14 protein-coding genes and 2 pseudogenes are annotated in these 16,652 nt (G+C 58.8%); 6 read left to right on the plus strand and 10 right to left on the minus strand.

The window, feature by feature from the left end:
- Window positions 1-21: 21 nt before the first annotated feature.
- From ATI02_RS10085 to ATI02_RS10100, 4 genes and pseudogenes are all read right to left on the minus strand, one after another.
- Window positions 22-651, minus strand: a complete 630-nt coding sequence (locus tag ATI02_RS10085; protein ID WP_100846183.1) for a hypothetical protein — start codon at window positions 649-651, stop codon at window positions 22-24.
- A pseudogene (locus ATI02_RS10090) lies at window positions 648-1,946 on the minus strand (sialidase family protein). Before ATI02_RS10090 ends, ATI02_RS10085 begins: the two are co-directional and overlap by 4 nt.
- Before the next feature lie 38 nt (window positions 1,947-1,984).
- Complete coding sequence (locus ATI02_RS10095; protein ID WP_100846184.1) at window positions 1,985-2,530, minus strand: cytochrome b/b6 domain-containing protein; 546 nt, start codon at window positions 2,528-2,530, stop codon at window positions 1,985-1,987.
- A complete protein-coding gene (locus ATI02_RS10100; protein ID WP_027900126.1) occupies window positions 2,530-2,799 on the minus strand; it encodes a PepSY domain-containing protein in 270 nt (89 codons plus the stop codon). Before ATI02_RS10100 ends, ATI02_RS10095 begins: the two co-directional genes overlap by 1 nt.
- Window positions 2,800-2,968: 169 nt before the next feature.
- Here ATI02_RS10100 and ATI02_RS10105 point away from each other — a divergent pair, with 169 nt between their 5' ends.
- Window positions 2,969-3,631 carry a response regulator gene (locus tag ATI02_RS10105; RefSeq protein WP_100846185.1) on the plus strand — a complete coding sequence of 221 codons (663 nt, stop codon included), beginning with the start codon at window positions 2,969-2,971 and terminating at the stop codon, window positions 3,629-3,631.
- Window positions 3,628-5,022 (plus strand): ATP-binding protein, encoded by a 1,395-nt coding sequence (locus tag ATI02_RS10110; protein ID WP_100846186.1) that lies wholly within the window; start codon window positions 3,628-3,630, stop codon window positions 5,020-5,022. The genes ATI02_RS10105 and ATI02_RS10110 overlap by 4 nt, the downstream gene beginning before the upstream one ends.
- Window positions 5,023-5,160: 138 nt before the next feature.
- On the opposite strand, the gene ATI02_RS10115 is transcribed toward ATI02_RS10110, so the two are convergent.
- Window positions 5,161-6,492, minus strand: a complete 1,332-nt coding sequence (locus ATI02_RS10115) for an IS110 family RNA-guided transposase (RefSeq protein WP_095191980.1) — start codon at window positions 6,490-6,492, stop codon at window positions 5,161-5,163.
- 755 nt (window positions 6,493-7,247) lie between these two features.
- On the opposite strand from ATI02_RS10115, the gene ATI02_RS10120 reads away from it, so the two are divergent.
- Complete coding sequence (locus ATI02_RS10120) at window positions 7,248-7,622, plus strand: DUF6124 family protein (protein ID WP_095188788.1); 375 nt, start codon at window positions 7,248-7,250, stop codon at window positions 7,620-7,622.
- Between the two features lie 571 nt (window positions 7,623-8,193).
- Here the strand turns inward: ATI02_RS10120 and ATI02_RS10130 are convergent.
- Window positions 8,194-8,496, minus strand: a pseudogene (locus ATI02_RS10130) (IS4 family transposase); the annotation flags it as partial.
- Window positions 8,497-8,769: 273 nt separating this feature from the next.
- Here ATI02_RS10130 and ATI02_RS10135 point away from each other — a divergent pair.
- A complete protein-coding gene (locus ATI02_RS10135; protein WP_100846188.1) occupies window positions 8,770-9,744 on the plus strand; it encodes a 2-hydroxyacid dehydrogenase in 975 nt (324 codons plus the stop codon).
- Between the two features lie 144 nt (window positions 9,745-9,888).
- Window positions 9,889-10,398 carry a DUF2165 family protein gene (locus ATI02_RS10140; protein ID WP_095188786.1) on the plus strand — a complete coding sequence of 170 codons (510 nt, stop codon included), beginning with the start codon at window positions 9,889-9,891 and terminating at the stop codon, window positions 10,396-10,398.
- Window positions 10,399-10,418: 20 nt separating this feature from the next.
- On the opposite strand, the gene ATI02_RS10145 is transcribed toward ATI02_RS10140, so the two are convergent.
- Window positions 10,419-11,321 (minus strand): DMT family transporter, encoded by a 903-nt coding sequence (locus ATI02_RS10145; protein WP_095188785.1) that lies wholly within the window; start codon window positions 11,319-11,321, stop codon window positions 10,419-10,421.
- Between the two features lie 139 nt (window positions 11,322-11,460).
- Between ATI02_RS10145 and ATI02_RS10150 the strand changes: the two genes are divergently transcribed.
- Complete coding sequence (locus tag ATI02_RS10150; RefSeq protein WP_100846189.1) at window positions 11,461-12,336, plus strand: AraC family transcriptional regulator; 876 nt, start codon at window positions 11,461-11,463, stop codon at window positions 12,334-12,336.
- 117 nt (window positions 12,337-12,453) lie between these two features.
- Here ATI02_RS10150 and ATI02_RS10155 read toward each other — a convergent pair whose 3' ends face one another.
- The 3 genes from ATI02_RS10155 to ATI02_RS10165 all read right to left on the minus strand — a co-directional run bounded on the left by ATI02_RS10155 (window position 12,454) and on the right by ATI02_RS10165 (window position 16,651).
- Window positions 12,454-14,883, minus strand: a complete 2,430-nt coding sequence (locus ATI02_RS10155; RefSeq protein WP_100846190.1) for a TonB-dependent siderophore receptor — start codon at window positions 14,881-14,883, stop codon at window positions 12,454-12,456.
- Window positions 14,884-15,098: 215 nt separating this feature from the next.
- Complete coding sequence (locus ATI02_RS10160; protein ID WP_100846191.1) at window positions 15,099-16,088, minus strand: FecR family protein; 990 nt, start codon at window positions 16,086-16,088, stop codon at window positions 15,099-15,101.
- Entirely contained in the window at window positions 16,085-16,651 is a 567-nt protein-coding gene (locus ATI02_RS10165; RefSeq protein ID WP_095188781.1) for an RNA polymerase sigma factor, read from the minus strand. Before ATI02_RS10165 ends, ATI02_RS10160 begins: the two co-directional genes overlap by 4 nt.
- Between the last annotated feature and the right edge of the window lies 1 nt (window position 16,652).

Genomic DNA, 16,652 nt, shown 5'->3' on the forward strand with positions numbered 1-16,652 from the left:
TTATCCCCTTGACCGTTGCATTCACAAGCCCGAAACCGGCTTGCCGTTTGATAGCGTTAATGGCTGGCGACTGCGCCAGCGACGATAGATGCCACGCATGACCATCACCACCAGCGCAACGCAGCAATACAACGCCAACAGCGGGTCGATCAGGTAATCCCAATAGTTTTCCGAAGGTTTGGTGCGCACTGCAAACGCCAGTGTCGCGCCTGCCAGCATCACCACACCCAGGCCGTTGCGCAGGTACAACAAGCCAAAAGCAATGGTCGCAACAGCAATGATCAGCGGGTGCGGATTAAAGCCCAGACGATAAGGATCGCTGTAGCTAAGGCCCAATGTGGCCGGGTACAGGAACAATGCCAGCGCAGCAAAAACAATCACCACAACCGCGCCAGGTCGAGCCGTTCCAGGCAGCTTCATACCCAGACGCTGCAAGGTGAGCCAGACAAGGACAATCGTGGTGGTGATCGCCAGATCATCGGTAAAACTGCGCACGTAGGCCGCCAGCGAAAGACCATTGTGGCTGACAAAGCTCAACGCTGAAGCGCTCGCCAGCATGACCAGTCGCCACTTGAGGCTTTGCGTCAGCGGGGCAGCTACAAGAAAGAGCGCCAGACTGAAAAACAGATGGGCTTGCCACAGAGACATCACAGCAGTTGCTCCGCCAGCCAGGCTTCATTGAAGCTGACATGTTTGATAAAGGTGTTGTTCCACGAATACACCAAGTGATAGATGCCTTCAGGGCTGCGGATGAAGTACGGGTATTCGTACTCAAAATCGCAGCCTTGTGGTGAGCAAACGCGCTGATCGAGATTGCTCAGAAACGCCTCCTCCAACGGATGACGGCGCTCACCGCTGGAGGCGCGGAAACCTTCACCGATGATTTCCTTGTAGGCATCAAAGGAAAATGGATTGCCCAGCGGATCGGGGGACTTGTCCAGATCGATCAGCGAGGTCCAGTGATCCATCTGCTCGTCCGTGCCGTAAAGGCTCAATTTGAAACGACCGTCGCGCAGATCATTCAGCGCAACCAACAGCCCACGGTCAGGCGTACCGACGGCGGCCAGCGAAGAATTGGGATTGCTCGGCGCAAGGGGTAGCGGTTCGCTCCAGGTCTGGCCGCCATCTTCGGTGCGACTGGCGAGCACTTTGTGATGCGTATTGCCCGCGTAGCGCAGCAACGCGACCGCGCGCTTGTCATCCAGCGGCACCACCGTTGGCTGCAGGGAGTTCGTGCCGCGGCTGATGCGGAATTTGTCGATCACATCACCATTGGCGCTCAGGTAGAGGTACTCGGCAAATTTGCCCAGAAACTCGTGGTAAACCGGCAGACCAATCGAACCATCGGCATGGAACACCGGTGCCGCACGTACCAAAGTGCTGATGTTCATGAATGGCGAAGTAACCAGTTGACGCGGCTGCGACCAGTTTTTGCCCATGTCTTCAGAAACCATCACGTTGACGGAACTGCCTGCCCAGCCGCCTACGGACACGGAGACATAGAACAGCCACAAGCGCTTGTCTGGTGCCAAAGCAACCACGGGGTTACCGAGTTTACGGATGTATTTACCGGTTCCTTCCTGAGTGGACTGACGCGTCGCCAGCACTTGCTCATCGCCCCACTCGCCTGAGCTCGCATAGAATCGCGAGGCGCGAATTTCGACATCGTCCGCCCCCTCACGAGTGCCCGCGAACCACACTGACATCAGGTCTCCACCCGGCAATGCGGTCACTGCAGAGGAATGCACGAAATCGTCCAGATCAGACGATGCGCAGCGGGTACTGTAGATGGCTTTGGCAGTAGAGCCGGAAACCGGCGTCATGACAGGCGCAACCGCAAAACCGGACAGGCTGTGCTACGGGTGGCTGAACCAGGCACCGAGGAAAATCAGGACGAGCGAGAGGCATGCACTCATCGCAGGTACATTGAAAGGGATCGCTCGCATGGTTAGCCATCACAATCGGGAAGGCAAAATATCTGGGTTCAATCACGCGGCTCTTCGGCAAGTGACCGACGCCGACCCGTGATCATCGACAACGGCAGGTTGTCCTTCACCTGATAGCTTTCGAACAGTGCCGCGGCTATGTGCAGGCACACCACCCACGCCAGGCTGTTAGCCAGCGTTTCATGAATCTGCAGAGGCCAGTCGGCGCCCCACAGGGCATCCACTTCGGTCATTAACCATCCGGTAAAACCGATCGCAAAAATCATCGCCATCATCAGCACCATGACCAGCGCACCCAGCGGCGAGTGGCCCAGCCGATGTTCCGGCTGACGCCTGAGCAGCGAACCAACATGGGCACGCAAGCGAGCAGGCGTCGGCCAGAAATCTGACCAGCGCGCACTGCGCGGCCCGGTAAAACCCCACACCACTCGAACCACCAGCCAGGCGACCGCGTAGTAACCCAGCCAGACGTGCCAATCGCCACCCGCTTCATTGAAGAAGTAATTAGCGACGAAAACACCGGCCAGAGAAATGTGGAACAACCGCACCAGCGGGTCCCACAGGCGTAGGGGCGGCCGAATCATTAGCCTTTGATCTCGGTCTTCACAGCTTTGCCGGTGACCGGATCGTGGTAGATCTCGACTTTGCGTTTGTCTTTGTCAAAACCGTAGATTTCGTAGCAGTTGCCGTCAGTGACTTTGAACTTGCTGATCTCGTAACCCTGAGCCTTGAGTTGCTCCTGGAATTTGCCCTGATCCTGCCAGGTGGAACGTTCGGCGGTGGTGCATTGTGGACCGGCAAGGGCCAGCGGGCTGGCGAGCAGGAAGGGAACCAGCAACAGGACTTTACGCATGGCAGACACTCGTGAGAACTAAGGAGGCGCTACTGTGCGAAACAAAGCTTAGCGAAAGCTTAGGACGCAACAGACCGTTACATATTCTCCGACACAAGGCTCTGCCCGAAGCGCTGGCGTAGCGGCATCATGTGCGCCCTCACCGGCTAAAACCAATACGGAACACCTTATGCGCCTGCTCCTCGTGGAAGATGACCGTGGTGTAGGCCAGGGCATTCGTGTCGCCCTCGGCGGCGAAGGCTATACGCTGGACTGGCTACAGGACGGCGCGAGCGCGTTACATGCATTGCGCAGCGAGCGCTTTGACTTACTGTTGCTCGACCTTGGCCTGCCGCGCCTGGACGGTCTCGACTTGCTGCGCCAGATTCGCGCGGAGCAACAGTCTTTGCCCGTCCTGATCCTGACCGCACGCGACGGCACGCCGGACCGCATCGCCGGGCTGGACGCCGGTGCCGATGACTATCTGGTCAAACCCTTCGATGTGGACGAGCTCAAGGCTCGGGTTCGCGCGCTGCTGCGGCGCAGTCAGGGCCGTGCGCAACCGTTGCTGGAGCACGGGCAAATCAGCCTGGACCCTTCGACGCAGCAAGTCAGCTTCAATGGCGTTGAAATCGCCATGACGCCCATGGAGTATCAGCTCCTCCATCAACTGATGATCCGGCCCGGTAAAGTCGTGACCCGCGAACGTTTGTCGTCGACGCTTTACGGCTGGCAAGACAAGGTGGAGAGCAACACATTGGAGGTGTTGATCCACAACCTGCGCAAGAAACTCTCCGCTGAATTGATACGCACCGTGCGCGGTGTCGGCTACCGGATCGAGACTGCGTCATGAGCTCAGTTCGCGCGCGCATCCTCGTCCCCGTGTTACTCCTGTTACTGTTGGGCGACCTGACCATCAGTTGGTTGGCGTTACGCGATCGCCACACCGAAATTGAAGAGGTGTACGACGCACAGCTGGCGCAAAGCGCGCGCTTGCTGCAAGGCGTTCTGCGTCAACGGCCGCCAGGTGAAACGGACCTTGACCGGCTGTATCAGGCTTTCGACGAAGCCATGAGTCGAGTGGGTGGTGGTGAAGCCGCACATCCTTATGAAACCCGTTTGACGTTCCAGATCTGGCGCAACACGGGCGAACTTCTAGTGCGTTCCGCGGAGGCACCGGAGCTGGACGGCCCGCCCGCTACAGAGGGCTCACATGACTTTCTCAAAGACGGTAATGACTGGTGTGGCTTCCTGCTGGTCGATGCCCAGCAAGGCCTGTTGATCTGGGTCGGCGAGCGTGACGACGTGCGTCAGGACCTGATTCAACGCATCGTTCGCCATACCCTTTGGCCTACGGTGATTGGTGTACCGCTACTCGCCATCGCCATCTGGCTGGCGATTGGCTGGGGGATGCGCCCCCTGCAATTCATGGCCAGCGTCATCCGTCGACGCGAGCCGGAGAGCCTTGAGTCGCTGAACCTGTCGCCACTGCCCCGAGAGCTGGAGCCGATGCAGACCGCGCTAAATCGCCTGTTGATCCAGATCGAAAATCTGCTGGATCGAGAGCGTTGTTTTATCGCGGATGCGGCACACGAATTACGCACCCCACTGACCATCCTGCGCATCCACGCGCAAAACGCCAAACAGGCGCAACTGCCTGAACAACGCGAAGAAGCGCTGGATTATCTGGTGCATGGCGTCGACCGCGCGACGCGCATCGCCAGTCAGTTGCTGACTATGGCGCGCCTTGAGCCGAAGATAAAACACGATGAACTGCAGACCTGCGACCTGGGCAGTCTGGTCCGTGAGGAACTCGCCGAACTGACGCCATTGGCAGCCGAGAAAAAAGTCGAGTTGGTATTCGATGGCGTCGAGGACTTCCGGTTACACAGTGATCCGGCGGCCATCACCGTCGCCTTCCAGAACCTGCTGACCAACGCCCTTAACTTCGCTCCGGCCAACAGTGAGATACGGGTCATTCTTGACCGCGCTCATGACGGCGAGGCCGAGCTGCGCGTCGAGGACAGGGGGCCGGGCATCGACGAAAAAAACGCATCCCGCCTGCTGGAGCGTTTCTACAGCAATGGCCATAGCAATGGCGCAGGGCTGGGATTAGCCATCGTCGAGATGATCGTCAAAAAACTCGACAGCAGCCTGCAAATCGGCAACCTTCCAGATGGCGGGTGTTGTGCGCAGTTGCGGCTTCGGAGCCTGGTAGAACTGAAGGTGCACGCTCCGGGCTGAAATGAGATCAACGGTAGGACCGAATTCATTCGGGAAGGCGGCATTTCTGAAGTCACAAATGCTTTGGATGTACCGGATTTTCGCGAATGAATTCGCTCTTATCAAACAAAAAATAACGCATTGTTTTTGCTCTAAATTCTATCCAGCCATCACCAACTGCATCCCCAGCTTGCGTGCCTTGCGTTCCAAGGCGCGCAGTTGCCGGCTGCGGCTTTTTTCTTCGTAAGCTTCCAAACCTTGCTCAACATACGGCTGTCCCTTGGTCAGCATGGCGTAAATCAGCCGAGCCAGTTGATGGGCGGTTGCTTTGATGGCGCAGCCCGTATCCATTCTGCTTAAGCGTGCCCGGTGGCTGGCACCGATAAAACTTTTGTCGTTTCGGGCGTTAGAAGCCGATTGCTTGAGCGCTTGAGCCGCTCGATTGATGACCTTCGGTGCTCTGCCCGGAAGAGGTTTGCCGCCCGATATTCGGGTTGGCGGCGCGACACCCAACCATGAGCAAAAGTGTTGTGAGGTCGGGAAGCGTGACAAGTCCGGGCCCAACTCGCTGGCCAGCACCAGCGCGGTATCCACCCCGATCGTGGGGATGGCGGTTAAATCCACGCCCATCACCTGGCCCAATGCCTGATGCAGGGCCGTCTGTTGCGCAGCCGAGCGATGAGTGTTGCGAAGCGCTTTACACGCCGCTGGGACTTCTTCCTGACGCACGGGCAGTCGTTCAAGCGCTTGTGCGATGGCCCTGTCGCACTCGGCGATTTGTGTTTCCAGAAAGTCGTAGCACGCCAGTTCCTGACGTAGTGCATGCAGGTGCTCCATGCGCCAATTGCCGTGCAGGCTGCGGGCGATGGTGGCGTGGTCTGCCTTGATACGCCGATCTCGCAAGGCGGCTAGAGCGTGAGGATCGCGCTCACCCTGATTTATTGCCTGGAGGATTTTCATCCCGGTCACGCCGCTAATGTCGCTGATAACATTGGCCAGCTGGATGTTCATCTGGCTCAGGGCTTTCTGCATGCGGTTGATGGTTTTGGCTTGATCGGCGACTTTATTGGCACGTTGCCGTACCAGCGAGCGCATCGAGCAAATTTCATCGGCTGGACGAAAAGCCCCGCTCAACAGGCCGTGCGTCATCAGTTGCCAGATCCACTGGCAATCCAGAACATCGGATTTGCGGCCGGAGGTCTGTCGCGTCGCCCGCGAGTTGACCAGATAAACCTCGAATCCCCGGGCATCGAGCACTTCGAAAAGAGGAATCCAATAAACGCCGGTCGCCTCCATGGCCACCACTTTGATCTTCAACGACTCAAGCCAGTCGGCCAGCGCGATCAGGTCATCGGTGAAGGTCAAAAATTTACGAACAGGCGGATCGGATCGATCAGGATTGACCGCGACCCAATGCTCACGACTACCCACATCGATGCCGGCGCAGTCGTGATGAACAATCTCAAAGCGTTTTTGGTTCTTGCGCGCCATGACAATTCCTCGCAGGATTGAAAAGCGCGCGCGGGGTACACGGTGGCGAAGGGGTTCACTCTCTTATACGAGGTCACGGCATGCCGTGCCTTCAGCGACTCCACGCCGATACCGTGCGGACCACTCTCCTACTCGGGTGCTGTCACACCAGTGCTAATGACGGTCTCTGCCCCGCGCGCGCTCTTCTACTCTAGCCCCAGTTTGCTGCGCGACAGCGCGGCGTCGAAGACGGGGCGGCCCCTCCTACAGAGGAGAAAAATACAACCCGCACGCGGCGAATGCCGCCCCACTCAACAGGATGAGCGCAAGCTCGGCTGCAGCTCTTAAGCTTGATCCACAGATCCCTTCATCGCACGCGCACGCACTGCCAACTTATTTTCAACACACTGCGAAACCTGCAGGAGCTGCCGAAGGCTGCGATCTTTTGATGTTGATGTTTAAAAATCAAAAGATCGCAGCCTACGGCAGCTCCTACATTTCGGGGTTTTCGCGGAAGTTTCCGACAGCTTTTGAAGGTTGTCCGTCGGAAGTGCGGTGGATAGGCTTTGGGTGTCGCTGACGAATCAGCGACCGGACTTGGTCGTCCGGGTTTAGAATGGCGCACTTTTCAAGCTTGCTTAATGGCGAGCTGTGCGTGGGAGGGCTTCGGCCCTGCCGGGTTTCCATTCCCTGGTCGACCAACCCGCGTACAGTTCGCCACCCTTCTGCTTGGTCGCAGCGTCTGGCGAACTCCACATCCCGAATGGAGTTTCATCATGAAAAAGCCAACACCCAATCCGCCCGAAGCGGATAACACCACGCCTTACGAAGCCGCCGGCTCGAAGAAATTCCACGAAGCCGCCGAGCGCGCCCTCGACCACTACCTCAAACCCAACGCCACCACCCTGAGGTTCCACAAACCCAGCACCATGTTCCAGGTCGCCCCGGGGCAAGACAACGAAAGCCTCCTCGTCCACGCCTGCGAATCACTGGCACAAGCCAACATCATGAGCAGCGACATCGCCGCCTACGTCGACCTTCCGCAGCGGCGCACGATTCTCGCGATCCAGCAGATCATCATGCTCGCGGAACTGGCCGTGAACCGCGTCCTGGATAACCACGAAATCCCCCAATCTGCGCCACACAACTAACCCCCTGTGGCAGCGAGCGTGCTCGCGAAGGCGTCAGCCCATTCAACATTTTTGGTGCCCGATATACCGCTTTCGCGAGCAGGCTCGCTCCTACAATTGGATCGTATGCAGTCTGCAAGATATTGGTCGGCTGTCAGGCCGCCATCGCGACGGACCAACCTCCACAGCAAAACAACAGCAAGATCAAAAGATCGCAGCCTTCGGCAGCTCCTACAGAGGAGAAAAATACAACCCGCACGCGGCGAATGCCGCCCCACTCAACAGGATGAGCGCAAGCTCGGCTGCAGCTCTTGATCTTGATCTTGATCCACGGGCGACGTCGGAAGGCTGAGTGGAGGGATTCATCCGGGGGGTAGGCGCGAAGCGCCGTTTGGCGAAGCCAAACACATCGAGAGGAGGTGCAGCGAAGCAAACCGGAGGCGATGCCCCCGGATGGATCCCGGAGCGAAGGCACCCCGAGCCCCAGCGAGCGGGCCGTACGTAGGAGCAAGCGTTTTTTGCTTACTTTTTTAGGCGCTTGTAAAAAAGTGAGTCGCCGTAAGGGCCATCCCTTTCAAGGTCTTTTAGTTTTGGTGCAGCCCAGCTCCTTGATGGTCGGAGTCAGACGTTGCGCACAACCTGTGACCAGAGCGCGTAACAGCGCAGGTTCGGTACGACTGATCTTGTCGTAGAGGGCAGCCAAACTGACAGGAAGATCTTCCAGTTGCCGCGCGGCGGCGTGCAGGGATGGCTTCAAGCCCAATGAAACAAGGGACATCAGCTTGATGATGGTCGAGAACAGTAGCTCACGAGAATACTGCCGTTGCCGATGCTCTTCGAAGACCTGATCAATCCACTCAGGCGCAACGGCCTGCTCCAGCGCCAATTTGGCCATGACACTGGCAGGTGCTTTTTTCTCGAAACGCGCTAGAACATCGGCCCAAATCGTTCGGGTCCTCCTGGCTGAAGTATCAGGGGATTTTACCTAAGACCTTGAAAGGGATGGCCGTAAGGGCGAAACCGCCAGTGGCAACCCCAGAAACAACGGATATGCACACAAAATCCCCCAAACATGGTCGGCCCAAAGGCCGCCAAGACAAGCCAAAACCCACAAAGAAATGTTAGCGTGCTTGGCAATCTCAGAAAGCCAAAGCCGAGCCCAAGCCCAATGAAAAAAACAGTCCTGGCCTTCAGCCGCATCACCCCCCCCATGATCGAACACCTGCAACAAGACTTCGACGTCATCGTCCCCAACCCGAAAAACGGCGACATCAACACCCAATTCAACGAAGCCCTGCCCCACGCCCACGGCCTGATCGGCGTCGGCCGCAAACTCGGCAAAGCCCAACTCGAAACCGCCACCAAACTGGAAGTGGTCTCAAGTGTCTCGGTCGGCTACGACAACTACGACCTCGACTACTTCAATGAACGCGCGATCATGCTCACCAACACCCCGGACGTGCTCACCGAAAGCACCGCCGACCTGGCCTTCACCCTGATCATGAGCAGCGCCCGCCGCGTCGCCGAACTCGACGCCTGGACCAAGGCCGGCCAATGGCAAGCCAGCGTCGGCGCACCGCTGTTCGGCACTGACGTCCACGGCAAAACCCTCGGCATCGTCGGCATGGGCAACATCGGCGCCGCCGTTGCCCGCCGCGGCCGGTTCGGCTTCAACATGCCGATCATCTACAGCGGTAACAGCCGCAAGACTGACCTCGAACAAGAACTCGGCGCACAATTTCGCAGCCTCGACCAACTCCTCGCCGAAGCCGATTTCGTCTGCCTGGTGGTGCCACTCAGCGACAAGACCCGCCACCTCATCAGCCATCGCGAACTGGCCCTGATGAAGCCGAGCGCGATCCTGGTGAACATCTCCCGCGGCCCGGTAGTCGATGAGCCAGCGCTGATCGAAGCCCTGAAAAACAACCGCATTCGCGGCGCAGGCCTGGACGTCTACGAGAAAGAACCGTTGGCCGAGTCGCCACTGTTCCAGCTGAAAAATGCCGTGACGCTGCCGCACATCGGCTCAGCCACCCACGAAACCCGCGAAGCCATGGCCAACCGCGCGTTGGCCAATCTGCGCAGTGCATTGCTCGGCGAACGCCCGCAAGACCTGGTAAACCCGCAAGTCTGGCGCGGCTGAAAAAACGGGCAAGTGCGTAATGGCACTTGCCCGTTAGTTGGTTTAATACACAACTCGAAATTGAACAACAAACCCAATCAAACAACAACATTATAAGCTCTCCGAATTGTCGAATGATCGACAACGCAATGGAGAGCTAACACCTTGAATACCCTGACCACCGACAGACTTATCCGTTACAGCAAAGTCATATTAATGGCTTACATAAGTTTCTTTGGCCTGCTGGTGATGATCCACAATTTCACCGACTATGATTCCAACTACACTTACGTGGCGCACATCCTGAGTATGGACACCACCACGGCCAGTGAAACCATCAAGTATCGGGCCATCGAATCGCCGATGATTCATCACCGGATCTACTGGTTCATTATCACCCTGGAAGTCACGTATACCGTGTTGTGCCTGATAGGCACCTATCAGCTCTATCGCAACATCAACGCCTCCGCCGAAATATTCCACGAGGCAAAAAAGTTCTCGATCATGGGCATACTGGCGGCAATCTTTATTTATTACGTTTGCCTGCAAACCGTGGGGGTGGAATGGTTTGACATGGACACTTCGCAATCATGGAATGCCAAGGACTGGGCACGGCATATCGTTGATTTCATCTTCCCTGTCATGATTTACATCACCTTGAAAGTCGAGCGCTGAAGATCAGCGCTCGTTTTATTTCACGCCAACTTTCCCGAGATCGGCGGTACCACCGCTTTCGGTTTGCGAAACACCAGCACGTTGCCCAGCATCACCAATACCAGACCGACCAGCGCCGGAGCTGTCCACTGGTAACCCTCGGCAAACGCCGAAACGTTCAGCGCCACCACCGGGAACAACACCGTGCAATAAGCCGCGCGCTCCGGCCCCATGCGCCCGACCAACGTCAGATACGCGGTGAAACCGATCACCGAGCCCGGAATGACCAGATACAGCAGCGCACCGACGTAGCGCGGCGACCAGTCCATGTCAAAGGGTATGCCTTTGACCAGACACCACACCGACAGCATCGCCGCCCCATAAGCCATGCCCCAGGCATTGGTGGTCAAGGGTTTGAGGCCAGCCTTCTGTTGCAGGCTCGAGAGCATATTGCCCGCCGAGAAGCACAACGTGCCGCACAGGGCCAGTCCCAGGCCAAGCAAGGTTTGCGGGCTGGCCTGATGGCCGGCGAGTTCCGGCCAGAACAACATGCCTAGGCCGAACAGACCCAGCGCCCCGCCCATCAACACATTGCGGGCAATTCGCTGGCCGAAGAACAGCCGCGCATTGAGCGCGTTCCACAAGGTCGCGGTGGAGAACACCACCGCCACCAGACCGCTGGGAATCCACTGACTGGCGGTGAGAAAGCACATGAAGTTGACGCAAAAAAGGCACAAGCCCTGAGCCACGCAGATCAAATGGCCGCGCCGGTTCATCGGTTGCAAGCGACGGCTGAGCAACAGTAAAACGAACAGCACCAGCGCCGCGAGGCCAAAGCGATAAACGATCGACACTGGAATCGCCACCACGCCCAGTTGCCATTTCAGGGCAATCCAGGTGGTGCCCCAGATCAGCACGGTCAACAGATACAACGACAGATTCATGACGAACACTCCTTGATAGGCCTTGAGTGTCTGCTTCGGCAGGCGGCAAGCGCTTGCATAAACTTGCGCTTTTGTCGGGCGACTGGCGCGCAGCGCGGCGGCTACGGAGTAGGATGCAAGGCGTTGAAGAGATCCGATCATGGCCGCCATCGATACGCTGCAAGTCTTTCAAGCACTTAACCGCTCGCCGAACGCACGCCTTGTGCACAGCGCCGAGCTCGGTGACGGCTTGTCTGCAGCCTTGTGGACCAATCACCACGACGCCCGAGAATACGAAGCACCGAGCCATCACACCCTTTCCTACTACATCGCCGGCGGCACCGGTACGTTTCGCCGAGGGCAACCGGGCCACAAGGGTGGGCCGGACAAGCTGTGCATACTGCCGGCCGACCACGAATCAGGCTGGGTGATCAATGGCGATATTCGCCTGGCGCACCTGTATTTCAGTGCCGAACAATTCGCCCTCGGTTGCGTGACGCTGCTTGATCGTGAACCGCGTGAGATGCAGTTGCGCGAGCAGACCTTTCTCGAAGACCCGCAGCAGGCACAGCGCTTTCGACAATTGCTCACCCTCAATTGGGACGAGCCGGCCGAACGTCTGCTGACCAGCAGCCTTGCCCACGAATTGATCAGCCACACCTTGCTCAGTCAGGTCGGCGCACGTCAGGGCTTGCGCCTCAAGGGCGGACTGGCGCCGCATCAGCGTCGGCAGTTGGTGGAGTTCATCGATGCGCAGTTTGCCGAGCCGATCAGCCTCGGGCAACTGGCCGGATTGTGTGCGCTGTCGGAATACCACTTTGCGCGGATGTTTCGCGTGAGCTTCGGCCTGCCGCCGCATCAGTATGTGCTGGCACGACGCTTGAGCCGGGCGCGAGAGTTGTTGCGCGGCACGACGTTACCGTTGGGGGAGATTGCGCTGGCGTGCGGGTTTGCCAGTGCTAGCCATTTCACCAATCGCTTCAAGCAGGTTTTAGGCGGGACGCCCGGCGAATATCGGCAGGCGTTTTTGCGTTAGGCCTGAAATCTTAAGTGCCTTTCAGGGCCTCTTCGCGAGCAGGCTCGCTCCCACATTTGGAATGCAATCCCCTGTGGGAGCGAGCCTGCTCGCGAAGAACGATGACGCGGTTGCGGATCAGAACTCCAGGGTGCTGGACAGCGAAACCTGCCGCGAATCGCCCATCGACACAAAGAACCGGCTCGCCGCCGAGGTGTAATACGTGCGATCAAACAGGTTCTTCACATTGAGCTGGAACTTGACCTTCTGCCCTTCCACCTTGGTGTCGTAAGTGGCAAAGGCATCGGCCACGGTGTAGCTCGGCAGATCGAAATCACTCACCGCGTTGCCCGCCCGCTCGCCGACATATCGCGCCCCTGCACCGACGCGCAGTTGATCGCCGCCGATCACGCTGCCGAAGTCATACACCGCCGACAATGAGCCGCTGTTCTTCGCCACGTTCTGCAGGCGCTTGCCCTTGTAGGTCGGGTCTTCGGTGACTTCGGCATCGGTGTAGGCATAGCTGCCGATCAGGCTCCAGCGATCGCTGAGTTGACCGGTCAGATCCATTTCCAGACCGCGCGAGCGCACTTCACCCGCCGCGCTGTAAATTGTCGTCGGGCCTTCGGAGTTGGCCACCAGCACGTTGCGTTTCTTGATATCGAACAGCGCGATGTTGCCGGTGATGCGCCCCGGCATGTCCAGCCGCGCGCCCAGCTCCCACGACTTGGCTTCTTCCGGCGCAATACTGCCGTCGAGCACCGTGCTGCTGCCGCTCAGCGGGGCGATGGTCGAATTGGGTTTGAACGATTCGGTGTAGCTGCCGTAGAACGACAGCTCGTCGGTGTAGCGATACACCAGGCCGGCGCGTGGCACCCACTTCTGCCCGTTGCTGTCAGTGTTGGCCTTGAACGGCACGCCCTTGCCGGCGTACTGCTCGTACTCCTGGAAGCGCCCGCCGGCGACCAGAATCCACTGCTCGTTGAGGTGGATCGAGTCCTGCAGGAAGATCGAATCGCTACGCAGTTCATCGGTCTGTGCGCTGTCGGCAGCGCTGACCGTGGTGCCTTCAACCTCGCGACCATAGACCGGGTTGACGTAGCTGAAGGTGCTCAGGCTTTTCTGCCGGATCAGATCGGCACGGTAGATCTTGCGGTATTCATCATCAATGCCAAACACCAGGTCGTGCTGCATGCCCAGTACGTTGACCTTGCCTTCGAGGCTGGCGGTGGTGAAACGATCGGTGCTGATCGCGTTTTGCGTGCCATCCATGCTGCGGGTCAGCGTGCCTTTTTTGGTATCGATGGCGGTCACGCGCACCTGGCTGGCGTCGTAGGTTTCGCGGTTCCAGCTATAGCCGAAGTGAGCCTTCCAGTCATCGTTGAGCTCGTGATCGGCTTCGAAGTGATACAGATCCGAACGCCCTTGCATGTCGTTGAACGGCTCGTCGAGACGTTCCTTGCGCGAGATGTTCAGCGGATGGTTGGTGCGTGGGTCGATCACCGTGCCGCGATCGAACGGCGTGAGGAATTCACGATGCTCGTAGCCGAAAGACAGCTTGGTGCGTTCGCCGAACCAGGCCAGCGAAGGGGCGATCAGTGTTTCGCGATGGGTGCCGTAGTTGCGCCAGTAATCTTCGTCTTCGTGATCGAGCACCAGGCGATAAGCGAACCCGGATTCACCCAGCGCACCGGTGCTGTCGAAGGTGCCGCCACTGCCGTTTTTGCCTTCGCCGTAGGTCGAGCCACGCAGCGTCAGCGCGTTGTATTGCTCAAGTTCGGGCTTCTTGCTGACGAGGTTGACCACGCCGCCCGGGTCCTGAATTCCGTACAGCAAAGACGCCGGGCCTTTGAGCACTTCGACGCGATCAACCGTGGCGTTCATGCCTCGGCCCTGCACGATCGGCATGCCGTCGCGCATGATCGAGCCGTTGCGGTTATCGCCAAAGCCGCGGGTCATCACCGAATCCTGGGTGCTACCCAAAGTGTTGCCCTGGGTGATGCCACTGACGTTGGCCAGCGCGTCATCAAGGTTGCGCGGCGCCTGATCGCGGATCACTTGTGCGGGAATGACATTGACGGTCTGCGGGATTTCCTGAAGCGAGGCCGATGAGCGCATCACCGAACTGGTTTGCGGGGGCTGGTAACTCATCGATTCGTCGCGCAGCGAAGTGATCGTCGTCGCGCCGAGATTCAGCGCACCGGCGGTGGGTTGCGGTTCCAGTGCGAACGTGTGGCTGTCGGTGCGGCGCAAGTTCAGGCCGGAACCTGTGAGCAGACGTTGCAGCGCTTGCTCGGCACTCATCTGACCGTTTACGGCTGGCGCGATAATGCCGTACGGCGCCTCATCGGTGTAAACCACGCTCTGCCCGGTGACGCGGCTGAAGTCGCTCAGGGCTTGCGGCAGCGGTTTGGCGGCCAGAGAGAAGCTGAATTGCTTTTGCGCCTGACTGCTGACGGCTTCAGCGGCGAGCGCAACGCTCATCGGCAACAAGGCCAATGCCGAAAAGCTCAATGCTTGAGCGCCCAACCACTGTTTGACCGAACCCGATTTTGCCCTGGACTTCATTGCTCAATGACCTGTGTAGAACCGCAACGGATGCGAATGACTCGCAGTTTCAGTCACTACACGGATGGGGCTCGGGTTTACCTCACCCCAAAATTGAAAATATTTTTGGAGGATGTGTTGTATGTGCCGACGCCTTCGGGAGCAAGCCCCCTCCCACAAGGGCACCACATTTCAAATTGTGGGAAGGGGGCTTGCTCCCGAAGAGGTCAGTGACCTCAGCGCAAAATAATCAGATGCCCCAGCACCTGATGCTGCTCAAACCCCATCACCCCTTGCAGCGAATTCAGCACCGTCTGCGGGTCCTTACTCGGAAAACTGCCGCTGACCTTGCGCGCCGCCAACTCATCTCTGAGCAACACGATGCGCCCGGGGTAATACCGGCGCAGATCCGCCACCACATCGCCCAGCGTCGATTTGTAGTAAGTCAGCCAGCCCTGACGCCAGGCCAGTTGCGCCTCGCTGTCCACGGCGTGGAGTTTTTTCGCTGCGCCATCGCCGTAAGCCACTTGCTGGCCGGCGGTGAGAATCTGTTGCTCGCCATCACGATCCGCCGTCACCCCGACACGCCCGGACAACACGGTGACCTGCGCCCCATGAGGTTGCAGACGCACTTCGAATTGCGTGCCGAGCACTCGCACCTGGCCCTTCTCAGCCTCGACTACAAACGGCTCGCCCGTGTGCGTGACGCTGAAAAAACCGGCGCCGCGACGCAGGCGCACATGGCGTTCGCCGTGGCTGAAATCCACGGCGATGGCGCTGTCGGCATCCAGCGTCACTTGCGATTGATCGGCCAGGGTGACGGTACGGATCTCGCCGGGCGCCGAGACATAATCGGCACCGAGATCATCAATCCAGCGCTGCGGTTGCCACCCCGTACCGAGGTTGACCATCAACAGCAGACACGCCGCCATCGCCAACGCGCCAGACCAACGCAACAGTGCTGGACGACGCGGGCGATCCATCGCATCGAGGTAACCCTGCAACGCTATCGCCTCTTCATTGGCCAACCTTTGCGCCGGGCCTTCGCTCAATTCCCAGAGCACTTGCGCCTGGGCGTAAGCCTCGGCGTGGGCAGGGTCGGCCCGCAGCCATTGGCTGAACGTCAGTTGATCGCCAGCGCTGGGCCGATCATGCAGCAGGCTCAGCCAGGCAAAAGCCGCCTGTTCCTGAGCGGACGTCGGAATGATTATGTCGGTGGGCTTCACGGTGCTTTCCCTGGCAGGCGTGGCGCGGGTTCGCGCAGGCTGGCCTTGCAGGCCTCGAGGGCGCGCATCATATGTTTTTCCACAGCGCTTTGGGACAGGCCCATGGCTTTGGCGATGTCCGCGTACTTGCGGCCGTGGATGCGATTGAGCAAAAAGATCTGCCGGGTGCGCTCGGGCAAGGCGCGCAAGGCCGCTTCGACATGGCGTAGATCATTGCCGGCTTCGAGCGCTGCCTGTGGTTCGCTGCCCTGGCTGTCCGGCGCCTCCGGTTGCCAGCCTTCGTTGACGCGCAGCCGTGCGCCTTCGCTGCGCAGATGGTCGATGGCGATGTTGCCGGCGCAACGCAACAGGTAGGTGCTGAGTTCTTCAACCTGCACCAACGGTCGGCGCCAGAAGCGCAAAAACAGATCCTGTACCAGATCCGCCGCCGTCGCCCGGCAACCGACGCGTCGATTTACCAGCGCTTCCATTTGCGAGCGCTGCGAGAGGAACACCTGCAGAAAATGTGCACGAGCCCCGCGCGGTTCATCGTCGCGCGATTCCGGTGGCAGGCCAATCAGCACG

It is taken from the genome of Pseudomonas baetica, from assembly GCF_002813455.1.
Taxonomy (GTDB): domain Bacteria; phylum Pseudomonadota; class Gammaproteobacteria; order Pseudomonadales; family Pseudomonadaceae; genus Aquipseudomonas; species Aquipseudomonas baetica.